We start from the raw sequence: 19,526 nt of genomic DNA, 5'->3' as shown, positions 1-19,526 counted from the left end.
CGGATAGTGCTAGATTCAGATCGAGATCCATCGACGCCACGCCGAACCACTTCTCACGGAAATGTCGCAAGCGACATCTCAGGCGACATCTCCATGAGACGGCGACATGTTCAACGAGAACCTACACGACACTGGTTTACCAAGCGGTGCCCCGACATCTCGCATGAACCGGACGGGGTCGACGGCCCCGGCAGCGCTCGAGTCGCGGTTGAGGTGTACTTCGTAGTGCAGGTGCGGACCGGAGGAGTGGCCGCTGGAGCCCACGAGTCCGATGACATGGCCGACGACGATATGCCGGCCTTGCTCGACGAAGGGTCGTTGGCCCATATGGCAGTAGCGGGTGATGACGCCGCCGGCGTGGGCGATGTCGACGTAACTGGTCGCAGCCGCCGATTTGCGGGAGCCGTCGATGTCGCAGCCGTGGGAGGCGGGGTCCACGTTGCACCGCACGGTGAGGACCGTTCCGGACGCGGCGCCCGGACCGGCGTGCTGCACGCTGCTGCGAGGTCCACCCCGTCAAGCGCACCACTACCGCGGCCGGGTTCGTGCCGATCAAACGGCGGTGGGTGGTCGAGCAGACCAACGGCCCCCTGATGCAGCACCGCAGGTTGACCCGCGAGTACGAGTCCAAGCCGACCTCGTCGGTGTCCCGCACGCTGTGGGCGTCCACGGCGAACCTGGTCCGACGGTTGACCGGTACGGCCACACCGTCCTGGCGTCGGGTGTAGCACCCTCGTGAACGCACCGTCGATCTGGCAGTTGATCGCGCAGTGCGAAGACGCCGCGAACGCGACAGCGCAAGGGTTGCGCGAGCAGATCGCCACACTCACTACGCAACTGGCCCGCGTCGAGACGGAACTGGCCGACCTTGCGACCACCCGTAAGACCCTGACCGCCTTGACCGGCGGCCAGCCCGACACCGCAACATCGGATGCGACCGTCGCCAGCCCTGCCTACCAACAGATCCGCGGCGTGTTCACCGCCGCCACCGACGCGATGCGCGCCAAGGACGTGTGCCTCGCACTGGGCCTGGGCACTACACCCAAGGACACCGAAGGGCTACGCGCCAAACTCAAACGCCTCGTCGCCCGCCAGGTCCTCGTCGAGACCGAACCCGGCCTCTTCGCACTTGCTCCTCTGACACCGTCCACACAGGACCCCGAACGGGACGCTAACTCGACGGCAAACTAAAACGGACACGACCTCACGAACCACCCTCTCACACAAATCCTTGACGTGGCAGGCCGTGATTCACGGGGCAGTCCCGCTCCTGGGTACCGCGGCCTCGCAGACGAACACCTACACCTTCAGGGTCAGGAGGGCCAAGCGGCATGGTCACGCACGGTTGCCGGCCGGCCAGTGACCTGGTCGACGTCGCCACGCACACGCAGGAGGCGAACGCGATCGCGGCGTGCGTCGCGCTACCGGGAGTTGGATAATCGTGAGCCAGTTAGGGTGGTCTCGACCAGGGCCACCCGGCAAGAACGATGGCGGGGGTGCCCGGGCTGCCGGACACCCCAGCCTCCCCGGCTCAGCAGCCTAGATCCTTCATCCATTCCTTTAGTGGTGTGGAGACCGCGAGCAGGACGCGGCGCTTGCTCTGGTTGGTCACAAGCTTGCTGGCGTTGGTTTCGAACTTGGTCAGCTGTTGGACGGCCACCGTATACTTCCCGGCGAGGTAGGCATCCTTGGCCGCCTGTAGGTCAGCTGCCAACTTATCGTTGACGGTGGTGGCTAAGGCGCTGCCGGCGAGTACCCGGAACGCCTCGCCGTACGACGAACAGTTGGCCTTGGTCTGCCCGGCGGTCCACTAGATCGCGCCGAGGATCATCCCCTGGAACCAGCGCTCGTAGTTGTCGTCCCCAGTGGACAGTTCCCAGTTGTGGCCGAAGCCGATGTAGAACGTGCGGCCGCCGTCGTAGTTCGAGCACCAGGCGTGCGGGTGGTCGGCACCCATCGGGTTTGCGACGGTGCTGCTGCCGAGGCCCCCGCTGTAGCTGGACTCGGTGATGCTGAGCAGGGTGTGCACCTCACCGCGGGGGTTCGCCTTGTAGTTGTACAGCTCGTCCAGCATGGAGAACGTCGCCGGCATGCCCTTGACGATCGGGTTGGACTTGTTCTCGTTCACCGTCTCGGTCCACACGCAGGACATGCAGTCCGGCTGGATGCCGCGCTGGTTGCCGCCGTGGCCGTTGAACCAGGCACCACCGAGCATCTCGCCGTACCAGGGCCAGTTGTAGAACCCGTCGGAGGCGGCGTGGATGCCGACGGAGCCGCCGCCACCCTGGATGTACCTCTCGAACACCGCTTGTTCCTCTGTGGACAGCGGCTCGTTGTTCGTCCGCCCCACGGTTGAGTCGAAGACCACGGTGTCGTACTGCTGGAGCGTCTCCAGGCTGGTGAACGGGCTCGCGGTCAGCGACACGCCGGTCGGGGTCTGGCGGCCGGGCCCGGAGCCCAGGTTCGGGTCCCAGACGTCCACGTCGAACTTGTTGGCCTTGCCCAGGTTCTGGATCATGGTCTGGGTGTCGACGATGTGCTCGTGCCGGAACGACGGGGTCCGGGCCAGCACCAGCACCTTGTAGCCAGCGCCTGGGACGTCGAAGTCGGCGACCGGGTTGACGACCACCCGCAGGATGGGTTCCTCCGGCTTGACCACGACCCCGGTCTTGGCAGTGGGGGTCCACCCGGTCAGCCTCTTGCCCAGGTCCTCCGCGCCCTTGGTCAACGCGGTGCGCTCGACCGTCTCCTTCGACGAGGTGACCAGCCAAACCTTCAGTGCGAACAGGGCGAGCTTCGCCCTGGCCTGGGTTATTTTGCCGTTGTCCGCGGCCTTCTGCGCCTCGGCCAGGATGGTGTTGAGCGTGGTGGCCTCACCGGCGGTGAGCACGCCGGACGTGGTGAACCGGGTGATGAGTGCGCTGATGTCGGCGAACGATGTGGACACCACGAAGGTCGCTGTGGTGGTCGCGTTGTTGCCGGCCACATCGCTGCTCGTCACGGCGTGTGTGTGCACGCCGGGACCGATCTCCCACAGGTTGACCGCCTTCGGGTAGACCCACTTGCCGTCGACTTTCATGCGCTGGATGGCCGCGCCGCCCGAACCGGGTGTGGGATCGGTGTAGGTCGGTACGAGGGAGACCGACAGGCCGACGTTCCCGTTCTGGATCTGGGACCAGGACAAGGTCGGAGCCTTGGTGTCGACGCTGATGCTCTGGCGGGCCTCGCCGGCGTTGCCCCACCTGTCGGCGGCGCGTACCAAGAGGGCGTTGGCGCCTTCGGCGCCGACGGTGATGGGCCCGTTGACTGGGGTCCAGGTCGCGCCGGCGTTGAGGGTGTACTCGACGGTGGGGGCACCGTCGGCGTCGGTGGCGGTCGCGGTGACCGACACCGGTTGCCGGTACCAGTTGGAGTTGCCGTTCGGCGTGGCCGGGTTGAGCGTGAGCTTGACCTCGGGCGCCTTGTCGTCGGCGAGGTACAGCTCGTCGAGGTTGACCCCACCGCTGGAGGTGACGACGAGGGTGCCGGTGCCCTGCGGCGGGTCGGACAGGTGGAAAATGGTCTCCTGCCAGCCCTCACCGGCCGGCGCGGCGACCGTCGCGAACGGTGCGGCGTCCGCGGCGTTCCAGCGCAGCTGGATGGTGCCCGCCCCGGTGGTACGCGCCCGCACCGCACCGATGTTGGCAAAGTTGACCGTCGTGAACTGCAGCAGCTCGCATCGGTGGACCAGGCAGTTTCCCCGAAACGGGACAAGATCGGGCTGGGCGTCGCACCATCGGGTCAACGCGGCCGTCCACTGCCTGGCCCGCGGCACGTCGAACAGGTCCGAACAGCCGACGATCATCGTGCAGTACGCGATTCCGGCGTACATCGGGGACACTTCGCCGGACGTGACCGCGACCATGCCCTCGTCCAGCAGGGCCATGCCGGCGGCGCCTTGGCCCTGGAAGACCAGGCACATGCCCTGGCCGAGCCGCGACATCGTGAGCAGGTCGGAGTCGTTGAAACGCTGGCCGGCCGCAACACTCTCGGCGAACGCGGGCTGCGCCCCTGCGGGTCTTCGCCCCACATCCGCACGAAGGCGTTCCACGTCCGCAGCCACGCCTGTTCAGGACAATCGCCGCAGCCTTCCAGGACACGTCCACCGCGCGCGAACCATCCCATCGCCGGTGCGGTCTCCCCCGGAAGATCAGCCCCGATCATCAAGGCGTTCCGGGCGGCCCGCCGCGGATCGTCGCGACGGAGAGCTTCGCGGTGGGCACGCGTCCACCCGAGCGTGGATTCCTCATGTCCGGTCAAGTACGCGGCGAGCGCGAACCTCTCAAGATCATCGAGATCGAGCGGCGTGGCGGCGTCGGCCGTCGCGAACTTGCCGTACGCCTCACCCCACAAGCGCTGGTCGAAAGACGCCCACGCCTGCGCGAGTACGCCGATGGCCCTCACAACCTTCAGTGTGGTGGTGTCCACGAGAACCCCGCGACTATTTGTCCCTTCGTCCCTTTCATCCGATGCATTTTCGGCCCACCGGTGCCGTCCCCCTAGAGGGCTGATTTAGGTCCAGGTGAGGCGCTGCTGAAGGACGGCCTGTTCGGCCGGGTTGGCGGTCAGCTCAAGGGCGCGGCGGTCCGCGGCGCGGGCCTGGTCCGGGTGGCCGAGTTCGCGCAGCAGTTCGGCGCGGGTGGCGTGGTACAGGTGGTAGCCGTCCAAGTCGCCGGGAGGGTGTCGAGGAACAGCACCTGGGCCCGATGAGGCTCGCGGCGAGGTCGATGCGGCGGCGGCGAGGTGGATGCGTTCGATGATCTGGTTGGCGCGGGTGCCGGCCTCGCGGCGGGTCAGTCCGTAGAGGCGGCCGATCATGGTGATGTTCTCCCGGCCGGCGAGGTGGTCGTCGACGGCGGCGAACTGCCCAGCCAGGCCGATGCGGTCGCGTACCTGTGCTGGGTTGCGGGCGACGTCGTACCCGGCCACCAGGGCGGTGCCGGAATCGGGCCGCAGGAGGGTGGCGAGGACGCGAATCAGGGTGGTTTTGCCCGCGCCGTTGGGGCCGAGCAGCCCGTAAATGACACCGCGCGGGATGGCCAGGCTCAATATGTAACCTTGAAAGTAAACATAGGTACAAGTACACTTCAGAGTGAACAAGCGGACGGAGGCGGTGATCGTGACGGATGCGAGGTCCGAGCCGGTGCGGCGGCTGCCGCGCGCCCAGCGGCGGGAGCAGATCCTCGCAGCGGCGACGACGGCTTTCGCGCGCAACGGGTTCGCCGCGACGAACCTGGATGACATCGCCGGCGAGGCCGGGATCACCCGCGTGATCCTGTATCGGCATTTCGACTCCAAGACCGACCTGTACCAGGCGGCCCTGGACCGGTTCTGCGCCGTCATGTCCGACCACGTGGCCGAGCCGGTGGGCGGGTTCACCGACGCCAGCGTCGACGGCTTACTCAAGGCCGCGATCGCCGAACCGGATGGGTTCCGGCTGCTGTTCGTGCACGCCGCCCGGGAGCCGGAGTTCAGAGCCGCGGCTGACCGGTTCCGCGCTGAGGTCACCGAGATTGCCCACTTGCAGATCTCGAAATTCGTCACCGATCAGGCGTGGGCACGATGGGCGGCGCAACTGGCTCCGACCGCGGCGATCGAGGCGATCATCGCCTGGCTCGACGCCGGGCAACCCGACCCGGACCTGGCCCCCGACCGGGTCCGGCAGGTCATCGCCGGAGTCATCACCGCCGCAGCCACAGACAATGGGCTCGGCTGCCTACCACCCGGTTGGAGCACATCGTGAACGCGACACCGGACGAGACCGCCAAGGTCCTGCGTGCCTGGGAGAAGACCGCACCGGGCTACGACAAGCAGATCGCCATCTTCGAGAGGATCTGGTTCGGCGGCGGCCGGGAATGGCTCGGCGCCCGCGCCCAGGGCCGCGTCCTGGAAGTCGCGATCGGCACCGGCCTCAACCTGCCGCACTACCCCACCGACGCGTCGATCACCGGCATCGAGCTGAGCCCGGCAATGCTGGCCAGAGCCAAGCGGCGCGCCGCCGACCTCGGCCGCGCCGTCGACCTCCACACCGGCGACGCCCAAGCGCTACCGTTCGCCGACGAGGCGTTCGACACGGTCGTCTGCGCGCTGTCGCTGTGCACGATCCCCGACCCGGCCACCACCATCGGCCAGATGAAACGGGTGCTTGTGCCCGGCGGGCGACTGCTGCTACTTGACCACACCGCCAGCACCTGGCCACCCATCCACGCCGCCCAGTGGCTCCTCGAACGGCTAACCATCCGCACCGCCGGTGAACACTTCACCCGCCGCCAACTCCCGCTCGTACGCGCAGCCGGGTTCGAGATCATCGAGGTCGAACGCGTCAAGGCCGGCACCATCGAACGCGTCCACGCCCGCAAGCCGATGCCGGGCAGCTGACGTGATCGGAGCCAAACTTGGAGCTGGCCGCGAGGCCGACGTGTACGCGTGGGGTGACGACGCGGTCGTCAAGCTGTACCGCCCCGGATTCGGCGGGCACCGCGCCGAAGGGGTGGCACTGGCCAAACTGGACGGTCAGGGCCTCGCCCCGAGGCTGATTGACGTCGTCGACCGCGATGGCCGCACCGGCTTGGTGCTGGAACGCCTCGGCGGGTCGGACATGCTGGTGCTGCTGCAACGCCAACCGTGGCGTGTGCTTGGCTTGGCCCGCGCGCTGGCCAAGGCCCACCTTGCCATCCACGCCGTCCGCGCCCAGGGCAGCCTTCCCGATCTGCGCCAGGTGCTGGCCGCCCGCATCGAGGACGCGGCAATGCCCGCGCAGTTGCGCGACTTCGCCTTGCGGGTTCTGAACGGGCTACCGGACGGCGATCGCGTGTGCCACGGCGACTACCACCCGGGCAACGCTCTGGTCGCCGCCGACCGGGTCAACATCATCGACTGGGTGGGCGCCACTTGCGGCGTTCCCGAAGCCGATCACGCGCGCACGCTCCTGCTGCTGCGGTGGGCTGATCCCCTGCCCGGCACCCCCTTGTTCTTGCGCGCTCTGATGGCGACTGGCCGGTCGGTGTTCGCGCACGGCTACGCGCGGGCGTACGCCGGCGGCTCACCCGTACCGTTGCGGCAGGTGGCCTCGTGGCTGGTCGTGCACACCGCCGCGCGTCTTTCGGAGGGCATCGACATCGAGCAACCCACGCTCATCGGCTTGCTCGACCGTGCCCGGCGCCAGGCCGGGCGATGAACGCGCCGGGTGACCGTCGCTGTCCTCCGCTGGTTGAACGTCGGGTCAGGCGGCGACCGGCAGACTCGCCAGACGCCATTCGAGCATGCCGTCGGCCAGGCGGATCGCGTCGCGGCCGTGGGCGCGCAGCAGCCGTACCGCGTCGTGAGCGAGCACGCAGTACGCGCCTCGGCAGTAGGCGACGATCTGCCCGTCGTTAGGTAGCTCGGCGAGCCGGTCGGCCAACTGGTCCAGGGGGATGCTGACCGCGCCGGGGATGTGACCGGCCGCGTACTCCTCGCGCGGGCGCACGTCCAGCACAGTGACAGTCGTGGTCTTGGCCAGCCGGTGCAACTCGTCGCGGGTGACCGGCCGGCCGCCGTCCTCGCCGAGGTAGGTGACGCGGGCGGCTTCGACGTCGGGTAGATGTGACTGGGCGACCTCGCGCAGCCGGGCGAACAGGTCGGCGACGTCGCGTCCGGCCAAGGAGTACAGGATGCGGGTGCCGTCGCGGCGGGTGGTGACCAGGTTCGCCTGGCGCAGCGTCTGCAGGTGCGCCGACGCGGTGCTCACCCCGACATCCGCCGCTGCTGCCACCGAGGCGACGTCGCGTTCGCCTTGGGCGAGCAGGTCCAGCAGCTCCAGGCGTTTGCCCGAGGCGAGGGCCTTGCCAACCCGGGCGAACTGGTCGAACAGCGCGGTCTTGTGCTGACGGTCACCCAAAGCCATCATCCTCCAAAGTTCTATGGAATATTGTAGGAGATGGGTTCGGGTGACCGCCACCCGCGCCGCGAGGAGGACGTGACACGTGGACGGCAGCCTTATCCCACTCGTGGACGAGGGCCTGGGCAACTCGGCATACCTGCTCGACCTCGGCGACGGCCGCGCCCTGGCCGTCGACCCATCTCTGGACCTGCGCGCCACCGACGCCACCGCGACCAAACATGGTCTGCGGATCGCGTACGCGGCCGAGACCCACCTGCACGCCGACTTCCTGTCCGGCGCCCGTCAACTCGCCTACGACCACGGCACGCAGATCCTGGCCTCGGCCGCCGGACAGCGCACGTTCGACCACCTGCGCCTCGACGACGGCGCCGAGGTCGACCTTGGCGGGCTCACCCTGCGCGCCCTGGCCACACCCGGCCACACTCCGGAACACCTGTCGTTCCTGCTGCTCGACGGCGACCGCGAGATCGGGGTGTTCACCGGCGGGTCGCTGATCGTCGGGGCCGCCGCCCGCACCGACCTGATCAGCCCCGATCGCACCGAGGAACTGGCCCGTGCGCAGTACTCCTCGCTGCGGCGGCTGGCGTCCCTGGCCGACGCGACCGCCGTGTGGCCCACCCACGGCGCGGGCTCGTTCTGCTCCGCCCCACCCGGCGCCGCCCGCACCTCCACCATCGGCGAGCAGAAGCAGGCCAACCCGCTGCTGGCCGCACCCGACGAGGACACGTTCGCGCGGATGCTGATCGACAGCCTCGGCTCCTACCCGGTCTACTTCGCCCGGCTCGGCGAGCTCAACCGCCACGGGCAGGTGATCACCACCCCGCCGCTGCTCGCCCCACTCGACGCCGCGCGGGTGCGGCGCCTGCTCGGTGACGGCGCGATCGTGGTCGACGTGCGGCCGGTGCGCGACTACGCCGCCGGGCACATCCCCGGCTCGATCGCGATCCCATTGCGCGCCCAGTACGCCACCTGGCTGGGCTGGCTGATCCCACCCGAGGTACCCATCGTCATCGTGCGCAACCCCGGCCAGGACCCCGCCGACATCCGGTGGCCCGCCCTCAACGTCGGCTACACCACGATCGTCGGGGAACTCACCGGTGGACTCGCGGCCTGGTCGACCGCCGGCGAACAGGTGGCCACGGCCCGGGTGGTGAACGCGGCTGAGATGGACACCGCCAATGTGCTCGATGTGCGCCAGGCCAGCGAGACCGCCGCCGGGCACCTGCCCGGCGCGGACCTGATCGAACTCGGCGACCTGACCGGCCACGCGAGCAGCGTTCCTGCCGGTGCGGTGACGGTGATGTGCGGGCACGGCGAGCGCGCCGCCACCGGCGCGAGCCTGCTCGAACGCGCCGGCCACACCCAGGTGTCCATCCTCGCCGGAGGCGCCCACGACTGGGCCACGGCCACCGGCCGGACCCTGGCCACCGGCCGATGACCACCACCGCAAGCCCGGCACCGCCGCGGCTGGGCCTGCGCGAAAATCTGCCCCAGTTCATCCTCCTGGTCGCGGTCAACGCCCTGGTCGGCGGGATGATCGGCCAGGAGCGCACGGTGCTGCCGCTGCTGGCCGACCAGGTGTTCGGCATCGGCGCGTTCACCGCGTCGCTGACCTTCATCGTCGCGTTCGGCGTCACCAAGGCACTGACGAACCTGGCCGCCGGTGCGCTGTCGGACCGCTACGGCCGCAAACCGGTCCTCGTCGCGGGGTGGCTGATCGGCCTGCCCGTGCCCGTGCTGCTGATCTGGGCGCCGTCGTGGTGGTGGGTCATCGCCGCGAACGTCCTGCTCGGCGTCAACCAGGGCCTGACCTGGTCCACCACCATCGTCATGAAGATCGACCTCGTCGGCCCGGCCCGCCGTGGCCTGGCCATGGGCTTCAACGAGGCCGCCGGCTACCTCGCCCTCGCCGCCACCTCGGCGGCGACCGGCGCTCTGGCCGCCGAACACGGGCTGCGTCCGGCGCCGTTCCTGCTCGGGCTCGCCTTCGCCGCCCTGGGTTTGGGCCTGTCGACGCTGTTTGTCAAGGAGACCGTCCACCACGCCCGGCACGAGGCCCGCACCCACATCCCGCGCCACGGCGAGCACGACGACGCCCTGCCCGGTCGGCAAATCTTCACCCTCACCAGCTTCCGCGACAAGGCCCTGTCCGCCGCCAGCCAGGCCGGGCTGGTGAACAACCTCAACGACAGCCTCGCCTGGGGCCTGTTTCCGATCCTGTTCGCCACGTCCGGCCTCGGCGTCGCCCGCATCGGCGTCCTCGTCGCCCTGTATCCGGGAGTCTGGGGTTTCGGGCAAATGATCACCGGCGGACTGTCGGACCGGTGGGGTCGCAAATGGCTCATCGCCGCCGGCATGCTGGTGCAGGCCGCCGGGATCGCGCTGGTCGCCGCCACCACCGACTTCGCGGTGTGGGCGATCGCCGCCGTCCTGATGGGCCTTGGCACCGCCATGGTGTACCCGGTCCTGCTCGCCGTCATCGGCGACGTCGCCCACCCCACCTGGCGGGCCCGCGCCGTCGGCGTCTACCGGCTCTGGCGCGACCTCGGCTACGTCGCCGGCGCCCTGATCGCCGGGATCACCGCCGACCTGCTCGGCCTACGAGCGGCGATCTGGCTCGTCGCCGCGATCACCGCCGCCTCCGGCATCATCGTCGCGATCCGCATGTACGAGACCCACCAGCGCCACCCGGCACCAGCCTCAACGAAGGGGTGAAGAGGATGAGCACGCATCCCGGCCTGGACGGCGAGCCGATCTACCTGGACTACAACGCCACCACACCCATCGACCCGGCCGTGGTCACCGCGATGCGGCCCTACCTGGCCACCGGCTTCGGCAACCCGTCCAGCGCCCACCGCTACGCCACCGCCCCCGCCGCAGCGCTCGCCACCGCCCGTACACAAGTTGCGGCGCTTATCGGCGCCGACCCGACCGGGATCGTGTTCACCGGCTCCGGGTCCGAGGCCGACAACCTCGCCATCCGCGGCACCGTCCTCGCCGCCCCCGACCACCGGCGGCATGTGATCACCCAGGCCACCGAGCATCCCGCCGTGCTGGCCACCTGCCAAGCCCTGCACCGCCTGCACGGCATCAAGGTCACCGTCCTGCCCGTCGACGCCCACGGCCTAGTCGACCCGGCCGACCTGCACGCGGCGATCACTCCACGCACCGCCCTCGTGTCGATCATGCTGGCCAACAACGAGACCGGCACCATCCAGCCGATCGCCGAACTCGCCGCCATCGCCCACACCCACGGCGCGGTAATACACACCGACGCCGCCCAAGCCGCCGGCAAAATACCCATCGACGTCGACGCGCTCGGTGTCGACCTGGTCACCTTGGTCGGGCACAAGATGTACGCGCCCAAGGGCATCGCCGCCCTATACCGGCGCCCCGGCCTGACCCTGGAACCCATCATCTACGGCGGCGGACAAGAACACGGCCTCCGCGCGGGCACCGAGAACGTCCCCTACGCCGTCGCGCTCGGCACCGCCGCCAACCTCAGCCGCGCCAACCTCGACAGCGAACTGTCCCGACTGACCGAGCTGCGGGACCGGCTCCACCAGGCCCTCAACACCGCCCTGCCCGACCGGATACACCTCCACGGGCATGCCGATCAGCGGTTGCCCAACACCCTCAACATCAGCATCACCGGCGTACCAGGAACCGAGCTGCTCGCCGCCGTCCCCCAACTGGCCGCCTCCACCGGATCCGCCTGCCACAGCGGTATCACCGAACCCTCACCCGTCCTGACCGCCATGAGCCTCGACCGCGACCGCGCGCTCGGGGCGATACGCCTGTCGCTAGGCCGATGGACCACCACCGCCGACGTCGACCAAGCAGCCAACCTGCTCGCCACGGCCGCGCGCAGACGGCACTCCGACGCCGAACGCGAACGGCTCTGTGCGGCCGTGGAATCAGCCGGTGAGGATTCGGACCTGCGCGGCTGAGAAGGAGTCCCACGCGCCGATCGTGGCGAGTTGCGCGAGCCGTCCTGTGATCTTGTCGGTCCTCAGAGGGAGCCCGATCAGCGACCGGCTGGTCGGCTGGGTCCTGACCGTCGGCGGGCTGCTCGGCGGCGTCGCCGCATTCGTCCTGATCGTGGAGAAGATCGCGCTGCTGCGCGATCCCGGCTACACGCCCAGTTGCTCGATCAACCCGATCCTGTCCTGCGGGTCGGTCATGAACACTCCGCAGGCTGAAGTGTTCGGCTTTCCCAACCCGCTGCTCGGCGTGGCCATGTTTCCAGTGGTGGTCGCCACCGGCGTCGCCGTACTCGGAGGGATCCGGCTGCCCCGCTGGTGGTGGCTCAGCATGCAGGCCGGCACGATCCTCGGCATCGGGTTGGTGCACTGGCTGTTCGTACAAAGCCTCTACCGGATCGGCGCGCTGTGCCCGTACTGCATGGTCGTGTGGGTGGTCACGATCATCGTGTTCAGCTACACCACACTGCACAACCTCGACCGCGGCCACCTCCCGGCCCCGCCTCCTGGCGGCCGGCGGTCACCGCCGTCACCCGCCTGCACACCGCGATCCCGGTGGCGTGGCTGCTCATCCTGACCCTGCTGATCGGCGAGGCGTTCTGGACGTACTGGCGCACCTTGTTGTGACGGCGGTCGCCCGTTCACCCGGCTCGGCCATGGTCACATGGCCGAGCCGGGCCGCTGCTGAGCTGCTTCGCTGATGGGCGAAGGGAGAGCGGGTGCGGTTTACGACCCGGGCGCTGCGTCAGTGCCCCGGTGGCGGCTGGGACCGCATCGGGGGTGGGAGCGCGCATGTGAGCCGCTGCCGGACACTCCGGCCCATATCTGCGCCGGGCCTGGCGACTCTGGCTGATCAGCCGTACGCCCAAGGGCGGCGTACCGGTGATCGATGACGGCCTGTGCCCCCGACACGATGACATACGACTGCGGCGATGGCGGGGCTCAACGCCGCTTCACGACCGCAAGCACCCTAATACAGGATTTGCTGTATCCAGAGTTCGCTGTACTCTCATGAGTTATGGAGACGGTGTCGTACGGGCAGGTGCTGGCCCGGTTCGGGCATGCCCTGTCGGATCCGACGCGGGCACGGCTGCTGCTGGCCTTGCGGGAGGCCCCGGCCTATCCGGCGGATCTGGCGGACCTGCTGGGGGTGTCACGGCAGATCGTGTCCAATCACCTGGCCTGCCTGCGTGGGTGTGGCCTGGTGGTGGCGGTGCCGCAGGGCCGGCGAATGCGCTACGAGCTGGCCGACCGGCGGCTCGGACACGCATTGGGTGATCTGCTGAGTTTGGTGTTGACGGTGGATCCGGCGTGCGCGCCCGAAGGTGCGGACGCTGCCATTCATGTGGAGGGACTGGGGTACGGCGTTGCCGGCGTGAAGGAGGTCACGCGCTGATGGGTGCCGACTGCTGCGGTGACGAGGTCTCCACGAACACCTCCACCACCGACGACCATCACGACGACGGGCAGGGCCGGTGGTGGCAGGTCCGCGAGCTGCAGCTGGCCGCCGTTGCGGCGGTCTTGCTGGCGGCCGGTTGGGGCGTCGGGCGAGCCGGGTTCGACACCGCCACGACGGTACTGGAGCTCGGCTCGGCTGTGGTCGGCGCCGCGTCGTTCGTGCCCGGCGCGATCCGCCGGCTGCTACGCGGCAAGATCGGGGTGGCCACCCTGATGATGATCGCCGCGATCGGCGCGGTGGCGTTGGGCAAGATCGCCGAGGCGGCGATGCTCGGCGTGCTGTTCTCCATCGCCGAGGGCCTGGAAGAGTACGCGGTCACCCGCACCCGCCGCGGGTTGCGGGCGCTGCTGGACCTGGTGCCGCGCACCGCGACGGTACTGCGCAGCGGCGCCGAGATATTGGTGGACCCCCAGCAACTGCGGGTCGGTGACGTGCTGGTGCTGCGCCCCGGCGAGCGCGCCGCGACCGACGGCGTGCTGCGTTCCGGGCGCACCGTGTTGGACCTGTCCGCGATCACCGGCGAGTCGGTACCGGTGGAGGCAAGCGCCGGCGACGTCGTCTACGCGGGGGCGATCAACGGCGGCGGCGTGGTCGAGGTCGAGGTCACCGCGGTGGCGGCGGACAGCTCCCTGGCCCGCATCGTGCACATCGTGGAGCAGGCCCAGGAACGCAAGGGGGCCGGGCAGCGGCTGGCCGACCGGATCGCCCGGCCGCTGGTACCCGGCATCATGCTGCTGGCCACCGTGATCGCGGTGGCCGGCAGCCTGCTCGACGACCCCCGGGTGTGGATCGAGCGGGCATTGATCGTGCTGGTCGCCGCGTCGCCATGCGCTCTGGCCATCGCGGTGCCGTTGACGGTGGTCGCCGCGATCGGGGCGTCCAGCCGGACCGGGGCCCTGGTCAAGGGTGGCCTTGCCGTGGAACGCCTGGGCCGCATCCGCGTGGTCGCGTTGGACAAGACCGGCACCCTGACCCGCAACCAGCCTCGCGTCGTCGAGGTCGTGCCGGCCAACGGGTTCAGCCGACAGCAGGTGCTGCACGTCGCCGCCTCGTTGGAGGCGCGCAGCGAACACCCCTCGCCAAGGCGGTCCTGGCCGAGATCGACACGCCTGCCCCGGCCCAGGACGTGCAAGCCGTCGCCGGCGCCGGCCTTGTCGGCACGCTGGACGGCGTACCGGTACGGCTCGGCCGGCCCGGCTTCGTCGACCCCGCCGCGCTGAACACGGACGTGACCCGGCTGCAAACCGCCGGCGCGACCGTGGTGGTGGTCGAACAGGACGGCACCCCGATCGGTGTCCTCGCGGTGCGGGACGAATTGCGCGGCGAGGCCGCCGACACCGTTGCGGCGTTGCGGAAGCTGGGTGTGTCGGTGGCGATGCTCACCGGCGACAACCCGCGCACCGCTCAGGCCCTGGCCGCTGCGGCCGGCATCACCGCCGTGCACGCCGACCTACGCCCGCAGGACAAGGCCGACCTGATCGGCCGGCTGCGGCGCGGTTCGGGCGGCATTGCGATGGTCGGCGACGGCATCAACGACGCCCCCGCCCTGGCCACCGCCGACGTCGGCATCGCCATGGGCGCGATGGGGACCGACGTGGCCATCGAAACCGCCGACGTGGCGTTGATGGGCGAAGACTTGCGGCATCTGCCTCAACTGCTGGGCCATGCCCGCCGCGCGCGGTGGATCATGCTGCAGAACGTGGGCCTGTCGATGCTCATCATCGGCGCCCTGATCCCGCTCGCCGCCGTCGGCGTGCTCGGCCTGGCCACCGTCGTGTTCATCCACGAACTGGCCGAGGTCGTGGTCATCGCCAACGCCGTCCGCGCCGCCCGCACCGTCGCGCTACCGCCCGCCACGGCCGCCACTCAGACGCCAGCATCGGAGCCGGCCAAACAGGCCGTCCTCGCCGCCGCTACACCCCCGCCGCGGCGGGCGCGGGGTCGGCCGGTGCGCGCACGATGCTGACCCTAAGTGCGGCGGCCGCCTCCACCCCGGACGAGCCGGACGGGTGCGGGTGCGAGCCGGGTTGCGCCTGCTGCCAGCCAGCCACCACCGCCGCGGCACAAACCACCGCGCCCGATCGCAACGCGCGGCGGTAGCGGATCACCTCACCTGTCTCAAGGCCGGTCCCGAGATTCGGGGCCGCGTTGACCGAATGGACTGGGGACGATCTTGCCGCCCTCGCTGACCTGGGCTACGAGGGCGAGGCAGGCACCTTCACCGCGCCGATCAAGAAATCCAAGCCTGGCAAGCTCACCAGCGCTGTGTGCAGTAACCCGCGGAGTGCGAGCGTAGGCGCCGGCATCGATACATTGACGTCTGGCGATCTCGATGTCGGGCGCATTACGGTATTGGTGCTCTGGTTCGCGGCGTCGGGCGGGCGTTCTGGCCCATCGTTAGTTGTCGGCCTCGACGCATGGCCGGGGCCCTCGTTCTGGGATGGGAAGGGTTGGTTGTCATGGCTGTATCCAGGCGGTCGACCCTGGCCGTGTGTGGGATCGTGGCGGGCACGGGTCTGCTTGCCGCCGCCGTGATGACCTCGGCGGTGGCCGGCGCGGCAGCGTCTACCCCCGGGGACGGCGGGTGCCGTGCCACCGCGCGCATCGACTCGCAATGGGGCACCGGGGCAACCGGCGGTCAAGTCGTTTCCGTCACGGTTACCAACACCTCGGCGACGACCGCCACGAAATGGACCGTGACCTGGACCCTCGGCACCGGCCAGCGCGTCGTAGCGGCATGGAACGCCGCTGTCAGCACGACCGGCACCACCGTGACGGCGGTCAACGCCTCGTACAACGGAGTGCTCGCCCCCGCGGCATCGACCACCTTCGGCGCGCAGCTATCTGGCCTCGCTCCGGCTCCCGCCCTGAGCTGCGGGAACGACACGTCCACGCCGCCCAGTTCCGGACCCACGAGTGCGACGCCGCCCAGCGGGGTTGACGTCACGGTCACCCAGGCCGACAACCAGCGCACCGTCACCCTGCTCGTCGGGCAGACGCTCGGCGTAGCCCTTGGACCCGACTTCCTTCCCCAACGGTCAGCGGCCCCGGCCTCGCGCAACTGTCGACCAGCGGCGGCTATCCCACCGGACAACCCCTCGCCGCGTCGTACCACGCTGTAGCGGCAGGCCCGGTCGACATAACGACGCGCACGGACTACGCCTGCTTGCATACCTCGCCCCCATGCGCCCTGCCCACCACACTGTGGACACTGCACGTCAACGTCGTCGACGTACCCGACACGGGTCAGACCATCACCGTGACCACAGCCGACAACCAGAGCACAGAGCGGCTGCGTGTCGGCGACACGCTCGTGGTCAGCCTGCCCAGCGCCTACCTCCCACCGAGGACCGCCGCAAATGGGGTCATCGTCGAGCGCGATGTCGTCGGTGGCTACCCCACCGGCCAGCCGCTCGTCGCCCGCTACCTCGCGACTGCAGCCGGACAAACCGCAATGTCCACCACCACAGACGACCCGTGCAACCACCTACCGACGCCCTGCCCGTCACCCGTACTCCGCTGGAGCCTCAGCATCATCGTCACAGCCTGAACACCTCGGCCGATCTGGTCGACAGCGACCGGTCGACTCCGGTCACCGCCAGGTTCTCGCCAAGATAAGGACGTGACCTCGCGGCGCGGCGGCCACCTTCGCGGTGAAGGGGCCGATTCCTCACCGTCGCGGGTTGCCTCGCCGGTGCCGCCAGGATCGCAGTAGCCGCCTTCCTGGGTAACGGACGTCAGCCAGGGCGGACAGCAGTCCGGCACGGCGTGCTGCCCACAGGGCGCACCCTGCGCAGATGTACACCCCGGGGGTGTTGCCCAGTTCGGCGACCTTGCCGGCGGGTCGGTCCCGGTCGCAGCAGCCGCATCGGCGCAGTTCGGTGACGGGCGGGGTCTGGGCGGTCATCGGCGTGCCCTTTCTCGAAGTGCCGCGATGAGGTCTGGCAGGTCGGGAACCCCGGCCGGGCCGCTTGTCGTGGGGTAAATCCGGCAGCTCAGCCCGGCCGGTGGTAGGACGGCCGGGAACAGGTCCTCGCCGTCGACGGTGATGGTTGGCGAGCCTCGCAAGCCGAGGGCCGCTGCCTCGGCGTCGGTCTCCACCGGGACGAACGTCACGGCCGTCTCTGGGTGACCTACCTGGTCGAGGGCGTGCCGGACCCGTCGCCCGGCTTCGGGCCAGTTCGGACAGCTCGCGAAGTACAGCACCAACACCTGCACCATCCGATGATGCACCCGTGGTTTCGTTCGCGAGAATGGGAGCCAGATGTTCGCCAATTTTCGGCGCTCCTCGTCGGCCCGTCCTGCGCGAATGTTCGTGAACACCCGCCCCAGCCGTTGCAGGGGCCGCCTGGCCGATCGTGACCCACGGGATTGGGCACGAGAGTGCCTGAATGGGCTGAGGGTGGGGATAGCGGTGGGTAGCGTGTTGACCGTCGGTGGAGGACAGCGGGTGGACGAGCACATGCACAGCCTGACCCAGGCGCGGGAGGCCTACGCGGCGCGCGACTGGGCGACCGCCGCGTTGCGCTTCGACGCCGTCCCGACCGGGCAACTCGCCGCGGACGACCTCGCCGACTATGCAGATGCCGTGTGGTGGCTCGGCCGCATCGAGGACAACCTGCGGCTCAGCGCCGCGGCATGCGACGCGTTCCTGGCTGACTCCCGACCGGTGGAGGCCGCAGGGGCCGCCCTGGTGCTGGGCGTCTTGCACCTGGCGCGGGGCGACGAGCCGCAGGGCATGGGGTGGATCGGCCGCGCCGGACACCTGCTGGAGGGTGTCCCGGTGTGCCCGGTGCACGGGCTGCTGCTGCATCTGACGGGGGTGGAGCCGAGCCTGCAGGCCGGGCAGCCGGCGGCGGCGGTGGATGCGGCACGCCAGGTGCGGGACCTCGGCCGTCGGCTCGGTCAGCCCGACCTGGTGGCCATTGGCCTCAACGGCGAGGGTCGCGCGCTGATCAGGTCGGGCCATGTGATCGACGGGCTGAGGCTGCTCGACGAGGCGATGATCGCCGTCCTGGATGGCGAGCTCGCCCCGTTCGTGTCCGGCACCCTCTACTGCCACACCATCACGGCGTGCCACGAGGTCGTCGACGTCCGCCGGATGGCTCGGTGGACCGACCTGGCCGAGCGGTGGTTGGCCACATTCCCCGCGGCGGTGGCGTTCGGGGTCTGTGCGCGGTGCACCGGGCTCAGCTCCACCTCATCCACGGCAGGTGGAACGACGCCGAGCGCACAGCGCTGCAGGTCGTGCCGGACCTCGATGCCAACCGGATCGACTATGCCGCCGAGGCATGGTACGTCGTGGCCGAGGCGCGCCGGCTGCGCGGCGACCCGAGCGCCGCAGGCGCCTACGACGAGGCGCACGCCCGTGGGCGCGACCCGCAGCCGGGTCGGGCCCTGCTGCAGCTCCTGGGTGGCGACGCCGCGGGAGCCGCGACGTCCGTGCGCACCGCCCTGACGGCCGTGGGCAGCGATTGGCTGCGCAGGGCGCCGTTGTGCGCTGCCGCGGTCGAGATCGCGGTTGCCGCGGGACGACCGGGCGACGCGTCGGCCGCAGCCTCCGAGCTCGCGGCGACGGCAGCGACCTATGCCACCTCCGGGCTGCAGGCGATGGCGGCCGGTGCGCGCGGCGCAATGCTGCTGGCCGAAGGCCACGCCGAGCAGGCCCTTCCGGTGCTGCGCGACGCCTGCCGGCGCTGGCACGGGATCGGCGCGACCCACGACGTCGCCACCACCTGCACCCGCCTGGCCGAGACATACAGGGCACTCGGCGATGAGGCGTCCGCCGCCGCGGAGGACACACGGGCGCAAGAGGCGTACGAGCTGCTGGGCGTCCCCCGGCCGGGTGCGGAGGCGCCCGACGGACTGAGCCGGCGCGAGTGCGAGGTGCTGACGCTCGTCGCCGAAGGACGCTCCAACCGGGAGATCGGCGAGCAGTTGTTCATCAGCGACCGCACGGTCGGCCGGCACCTGACGAACATCTACCACAAGCTCGGTGTCACCTCCCGCACCCAGGCCGCCCGTTACGCCATCGAGCGCGGGATGGCCACCACCCGTTGAGCCGGACGCGACTACGCAGGACCGCGTAGCCGAGCCGCCGCAGGTCGGCTGGTTCCGCCGATGCCCCGCACCCGACGCGCTTCCTAGCGTCCTTTCGAAGACG

General features: G+C 69.8%; 20 protein-coding genes and 2 pseudogenes. 16 read left to right on the top strand and 6 right to left on the bottom strand.

Features of this window, described 5'->3' with window-relative positions; translation table 11 throughout:
* Positions 1-78: 78 nt before the first annotated feature.
* A complete protein-coding gene (locus Prum_RS33640) occupies positions 79-495 on the bottom strand; it encodes a M23 family metallopeptidase (protein ID WP_173080117.1) in 417 nt (138 codons plus the stop codon).
* Positions 496-521: 26 nt separating this feature from the next.
* On the opposite strand from Prum_RS33640, the pseudogene Prum_RS33635 reads away from it, so the two are divergent.
* Both Prum_RS33635 and Prum_RS33630 read left to right on the top strand, forming a co-directional pair.
* Positions 522-728, top strand: a pseudogene (locus tag Prum_RS33635) (IS5 family transposase); the annotation flags it as partial.
* 7 nt (positions 729-735) lie between these two features.
* On the top strand, positions 736-1,191 hold the full coding sequence (locus tag Prum_RS33630) for a hypothetical protein (protein WP_173080115.1): 456 nt from the start codon (positions 736-738) through the stop codon (positions 1,189-1,191).
* Positions 1,192-1,531: 340 nt separating this feature from the next.
* Here Prum_RS33630 and Prum_RS33625 read toward each other — a convergent pair whose 3' ends face one another.
* The 3 genes from Prum_RS33625 to Prum_RS48895 form a co-directional block, all read right to left on the bottom strand.
* Positions 1,532-1,714 carry a hypothetical protein gene (locus Prum_RS33625; RefSeq protein ID WP_173080113.1) on the bottom strand — a complete coding sequence of 61 codons (183 nt, stop codon included), beginning with the start codon at positions 1,712-1,714 and terminating at the stop codon, positions 1,532-1,534.
* 96 nt (positions 1,715-1,810) lie between these two features.
* A complete protein-coding gene (locus Prum_RS33620) occupies positions 1,811-4,069 on the bottom strand; it encodes a ThuA domain-containing protein (RefSeq protein WP_173080111.1) in 2,259 nt (752 codons plus the stop codon).
* A 482-nt stretch (positions 4,070-4,551) separates the two neighbouring features.
* A complete protein-coding gene (locus tag Prum_RS48895) occupies positions 4,552-5,088 on the bottom strand; it encodes an ATP-binding cassette domain-containing protein (RefSeq protein WP_246278255.1) in 537 nt (178 codons plus the stop codon).
* Positions 5,089-5,158: 70 nt separating this feature from the next.
* On the opposite strand from Prum_RS48895, the gene Prum_RS52295 reads away from it, so the two are divergent.
* Genes Prum_RS52295 through Prum_RS33595 form a run of 3 tightly spaced genes read left to right on the top strand, consistent with a single transcriptional unit; the run spans position 5,159 to position 7,216 of the window.
* The gene (locus Prum_RS52295; protein WP_173080109.1) at positions 5,159-5,782 is read left to right on the top strand and encodes a TetR/AcrR family transcriptional regulator; all 624 of its coding nucleotides are present in this window, start codon (positions 5,159-5,161) and stop codon (positions 5,780-5,782) included.
* Entirely contained in the window at positions 5,779-6,417 is a 639-nt protein-coding gene (locus tag Prum_RS33600; protein WP_173080107.1) for a class I SAM-dependent methyltransferase, read from the top strand. The genes Prum_RS52295 and Prum_RS33600 overlap by 4 nt, the downstream gene beginning before the upstream one ends.
* A gap of 1 nt (position 6,418) precedes the next feature.
* A complete protein-coding gene (locus tag Prum_RS33595; RefSeq protein ID WP_173080105.1) occupies positions 6,419-7,216 on the top strand; it encodes a phosphotransferase family protein in 798 nt (265 codons plus the stop codon).
* Between the two features lie 45 nt (positions 7,217-7,261).
* On the opposite strand, the gene Prum_RS33590 is transcribed toward Prum_RS33595, so the two are convergent.
* Positions 7,262-7,918 (bottom strand): ArsR/SmtB family transcription factor, encoded by a 657-nt coding sequence (locus tag Prum_RS33590; protein WP_173080103.1) that lies wholly within the window; start codon positions 7,916-7,918, stop codon positions 7,262-7,264.
* An 85-nt stretch (positions 7,919-8,003) separates the two neighbouring features.
* On the opposite strand from Prum_RS33590, the gene Prum_RS33585 reads away from it, so the two are divergent.
* The 9 genes and pseudogenes from Prum_RS33585 to Prum_RS33550 all read left to right on the top strand — a co-directional run bounded on the left by Prum_RS33585 (position 8,004) and on the right by Prum_RS33550 (position 16,913).
* Entirely contained in the window at positions 8,004-9,359 is a 1,356-nt protein-coding gene (locus tag Prum_RS33585; protein WP_218577449.1) for an MBL fold metallo-hydrolase, read from the top strand.
* Positions 9,356-10,636, top strand: coding sequence for an MFS transporter (locus Prum_RS33580; RefSeq protein ID WP_173080101.1), 1,281 nt, complete (start codon positions 9,356-9,358; stop codon positions 10,634-10,636). The genes Prum_RS33585 and Prum_RS33580 overlap by 4 nt, the downstream gene beginning before the upstream one ends.
* A 5-nt stretch (positions 10,637-10,641) precedes the next feature.
* A complete protein-coding gene (locus Prum_RS33575; protein ID WP_173080099.1) occupies positions 10,642-11,871 on the top strand; it encodes a cysteine desulfurase family protein in 1,230 nt (409 codons plus the stop codon).
* Between the two features lie 52 nt (positions 11,872-11,923).
* On the top strand, positions 11,924-12,481 hold the full coding sequence (locus Prum_RS33570) for a vitamin K epoxide reductase family protein (RefSeq protein WP_246278253.1): 558 nt from the start codon (positions 11,924-11,926) through the stop codon (positions 12,479-12,481).
* Positions 12,482-12,922: 441 nt separating this feature from the next.
* Entirely contained in the window at positions 12,923-13,300 is a 378-nt protein-coding gene (locus tag Prum_RS33565; protein ID WP_173080097.1) for an ArsR/SmtB family transcription factor, read from the top strand.
* Positions 13,300-14,343 (top strand): annotated as a pseudogene (locus Prum_RS53995) (heavy metal translocating P-type ATPase); the annotation flags it as partial. The gene Prum_RS33565 and the pseudogene Prum_RS53995, both read left to right, overlap by 1 nt.
* A 110-nt stretch (positions 14,344-14,453) precedes the next feature.
* Entirely contained in the window at positions 14,454-15,329 is an 876-nt protein-coding gene (locus Prum_RS53990; RefSeq protein WP_281369139.1) for an HAD-IC family P-type ATPase, read from the top strand.
* Between the two features lie 493 nt (positions 15,330-15,822).
* Positions 15,823-16,485, top strand: a complete 663-nt coding sequence (locus Prum_RS33555) for a cellulose binding domain-containing protein (RefSeq protein WP_173080095.1) — start codon at positions 15,823-15,825, stop codon at positions 16,483-16,485.
* A gap of 44 nt (positions 16,486-16,529) precedes the next feature.
* Entirely contained in the window at positions 16,530-16,913 is a 384-nt protein-coding gene (locus Prum_RS33550; RefSeq protein ID WP_173080093.1) for a hypothetical protein, read from the top strand.
* A 353-nt stretch (positions 16,914-17,266) separates the two neighbouring features.
* Here the strand turns inward: Prum_RS33550 and Prum_RS33545 are convergent, their stop codons facing one another.
* Positions 17,267-17,584 carry a hypothetical protein gene (locus Prum_RS33545; RefSeq protein WP_218577448.1) on the bottom strand — a complete coding sequence of 106 codons (318 nt, stop codon included), beginning with the start codon at positions 17,582-17,584 and terminating at the stop codon, positions 17,267-17,269.
* A gap of 193 nt (positions 17,585-17,777) precedes the next feature.
* On the opposite strand from Prum_RS33545, the gene Prum_RS33540 reads away from it, so the two are divergent.
* On the top strand, positions 17,778-18,821 hold the full coding sequence (locus tag Prum_RS33540) for a hypothetical protein (RefSeq protein ID WP_173080089.1): 1,044 nt from the start codon (positions 17,778-17,780) through the stop codon (positions 18,819-18,821).
* Positions 18,806-19,423, top strand: coding sequence for a helix-turn-helix domain-containing protein (locus tag Prum_RS33535; RefSeq protein ID WP_173080087.1), 618 nt, complete (start codon positions 18,806-18,808; stop codon positions 19,421-19,423). The genes Prum_RS33540 and Prum_RS33535 overlap by 16 nt, the downstream gene beginning before the upstream one ends.
* The last annotated feature ends 103 nt before the right edge of the window (positions 19,424-19,526 follow it).

The organism is Phytohabitans rumicis (assembly GCF_011764445.1).
GTDB classification, from domain to species: Bacteria; Actinomycetota; Actinomycetes; order Mycobacteriales; family Micromonosporaceae; genus Phytohabitans; species Phytohabitans rumicis.
This window is presented reverse-complemented; position numbering and strand designations above follow the sequence as displayed.